Raw genomic sequence first — 2855 nt, 5'->3', positions numbered from 1 at the left:
ATCTCGAGCAGTTCGGCGTCGCTGATCGTGCCGACCGAATGCTGGCCGACCGCCTCGAACACGTCTTGCACGGTGATCTGCCGGCCGCGATAGCTGCCGGGAAGGATCGAGCCGCCATAGATGAAGATCGATGGCACGTTGAGGCGCACCATGGCCATCATCATGCCGGGCAGCGACTTGTCGCAACCGGCAAGACCGACCAGCGCGTCGTAGCAATGGCCGCGCATGGTCAGCTCGACGGAATCGGCGATCACCTCGCGCGACACAAGCGACGATTTCATGCCCTGGTGGCCCATGGCGATGCCGTCGGTGACGGTGATGGTGCAGAACTCGCGCGGTGTGCCGTTGGCGGCGGCGACGCCTTTCTTGACCACCTGCGCCTGACGCATCAGCGAGATGTTGCAGGGTGCCGCCTCGTTCCAGCAGCTGGCGACGCCGACCAGCGGCTGCGCGATCTCGGCCGCCGACAATCCCATGGCGTAGAGGTACGAGCGATGCGGCGCGCGCGCCGGACCCACGGTCACGTAGCGGCTGGGCAGCTTGGCCTTGGAGATAACTCTGGCGTCCATACTCGTCCTTGCCGCGGGCGGTGCGGCCTGCCCCATCGCCGAGCCTTTTGGCGCGTGTCCCGAGACCATTTCGAGGTGCGCCGGGTTTATGGCGGGAAATGGGCAATCCCCCTGGCCGGAACTGTAGCGCTGGGGTTGTTCATAAAGTGTTGCTAAAACGTCACAATTGTGAGGGGCGCGGGATGTGCGGCGAATCTGCACCGCGGCGAGATTGGTGCGGCTACGGCGACGCCCGCACGCCTGACGGCACCAACGAAAAAGGCCGGGCAATGCCCGGCCTTTTGTGTTCAGTTTGAAGGGCTTACCACTTCACCTTAAACGAGGTGGAGACGGCGGAAACAAGGTCGTTGCCGAAGTCGGCGGTATAGTCGGTGCCGTAGGTGACGCCGTCGCTGCCGACGACAGGATGTATCGACCCGCTGGTGAGCACGCCCAGCGCGCCACCGAAACGGAGCTCGATGTTCTGGGTCGGCGTGTACGCCACGCCGCCGCTGATGGTCCAGGTGTCGGTCTGGGCGCTGAGGCCGGTGGTGGTACCACGATCCCAGGTAAGAACTGCCGCACCGCTCCACTGATCGTTGAACTTGTGGCCGATGCCGCCGGAGACAGTCCATCCGTCCCTGTAGAGCAGATCCAATGACGTCGCGCGAACCACGCTGGTGGTGGTGCAGGCAAACACGCCCTTCGTCGCAGTCGGGCAGAACGGAATGCTCTGCAATTGGCTCCAGTTCATCCACTTGATGGAGCCGAAGGCCAGCCATCCTGGCGCGATACCAGACTGCAGCTTCAGTTCCACCGAGTCCGGCACTTCAGAGGAGCCATAGACATTGGTTACGGTACCTAGCAGCGGATTTGTCGGATCGATGATGCTGGAAACCTGGGTCAGGTCGAGCGTTCCGGCGAGGTTGTCGAGCTTCACCGCCGAATTGTAGACCAGGCTGGCGCGCAGAGCGATTTCCGGAATCTCATAGGCGACACCGGCACGCCATCCCCAGCCATCTCCCTCGAGATCGAGGCGTCCTACGCCCGTGCCCAAGAATGCCGGGAGAGGAGCAACCAACTGCTCCTTGAAGCCCGAAACATCCTCGTGAAATACGCCGCCAAGAACCCGAAACTGACCTTTGCCAAGGTCCATCTTGTACGAGCAGGTTGCGCCCAGCGCTTCGCTCTTTACCTTGGTTATGATATTGCCGTTCGCACCGGCCCAATTGGCGCCGGGATTGCTGAACGCTCCGATCGGTTGGCCGTAGTCGCCGAGGCAATCGACAGGGCCCATGCCGATCTTGATGCCGGCACTTGGCACCCAGTAGCTTTCGGTATCGCGGGCGGAGTTGGATGCGCCCAACAAATTAAGCGGCCCATTTGTCGGGTCGATGTCCACCACGTTCTTCAGGTCTCGTTGCGGCATCACATAGGTGGCGGAAGCCTCGCCGGTGACCTGCGCTGGATCGAACAGCAGGTCGATGTCGTAACCGCCGCGTTCCAGGCCGCCGGCATGCGCGGAACCGATCGCGGCCAGCGAAAAGCACCCCGCCCCCAGCAGTGCTTTCAAACGCAAATTGTTCATGGATATCCTCCCCGAAATACTAGTGGATCAAGCTAGAACCAATTCGGGTTAACGGCGCAACAATGAATTCAGGAGGCGTACATGTACACCTTGGCCGGCTTCCTTTCGGGCCTATCGGCCTATGCCGCCGCCTAGCCGAAAAATGGCTTTGCCGGGGCAACTCGGCGGAAAAAATCTGTGAAACCTGTCACAAAAAGCTCAAAAACAAGGCCTTTCGGGGCTATTTGGCCCCATTGTTACATTATGGCAACAATGGGGCTAAAACTTTCCGTTTACGTCAAAATTAACGCAACGGCATGGCCGTTTTCGAGGCAATTAACCTACCGGAAACCTGCCTGCTAGTAGAGGCGAATCTTGACTTCAGCCGGCGTCGCGCACCCGGGTCAACGCCACCGAAAGCTTCTCTTGCGCCTCGCGGTATTCGTCGAGTTTTTCACGCTCGGCCTCGACCACTTCTTCCGGCGCGTTGGCGACGAATTTCTCGTTCGACAGCTTCTTGTGCAGGCGGGCGATCTCCTCGGTCACCTTGGCCAGTTCCTTCTGCAGCCGCGCCGCTTCCGCCGCGAGGTCGATCAGGCTGCCGAGCGGCAGGCACACCGTCGCCTCGTTGAGCACCATCTGCGCCGAGCCCTTCGGCGGCGCGTCGACCAGCGCGATGTCGCCGACGCGCCGCCGAAGGGCTCGGCGCAGATGGTGCTCAACGAGGCGACGGTGTGCCT

General features: G+C 61.4%; 2 protein-coding genes and 1 pseudogene. All 3 read right to left on the bottom strand.

Annotated features, from left to right (window positions below):
* Positions 1 to 569, bottom strand: a 569-nt coding sequence (locus EOA33_RS30810) for a dihydroxy-acid dehydratase (RefSeq protein WP_190234419.1), incomplete at its 3' end; no start/stop codon positions are given.
* A 301-nt stretch (positions 570 to 870) separates the two neighbouring features.
* Positions 871 to 2136: an OmpP1/FadL family transporter gene (locus EOA33_RS30805; RefSeq protein ID WP_126054188.1), complete on the bottom strand. Its 1266-nt coding sequence runs from the start codon at positions 2134 to 2136 to the stop codon at positions 871 to 873.
* 360 nt (positions 2137 to 2496) lie between these two features.
* A pseudogene (locus EOA33_RS30800) lies at positions 2497 to 2855 on the bottom strand (valine--tRNA ligase); the annotation flags it as partial.

The sequence above is a fragment of the Mesorhizobium sp. M4A.F.Ca.ET.050.02.1.1 genome, from assembly GCF_003997725.1.
Classification (GTDB): domain Bacteria; phylum Pseudomonadota; class Alphaproteobacteria; order Rhizobiales; family Rhizobiaceae; genus Mesorhizobium.
Note: the sequence above shows the minus strand (reverse complement) of the source record. Positions and strands in the feature narration are given on the sequence as shown.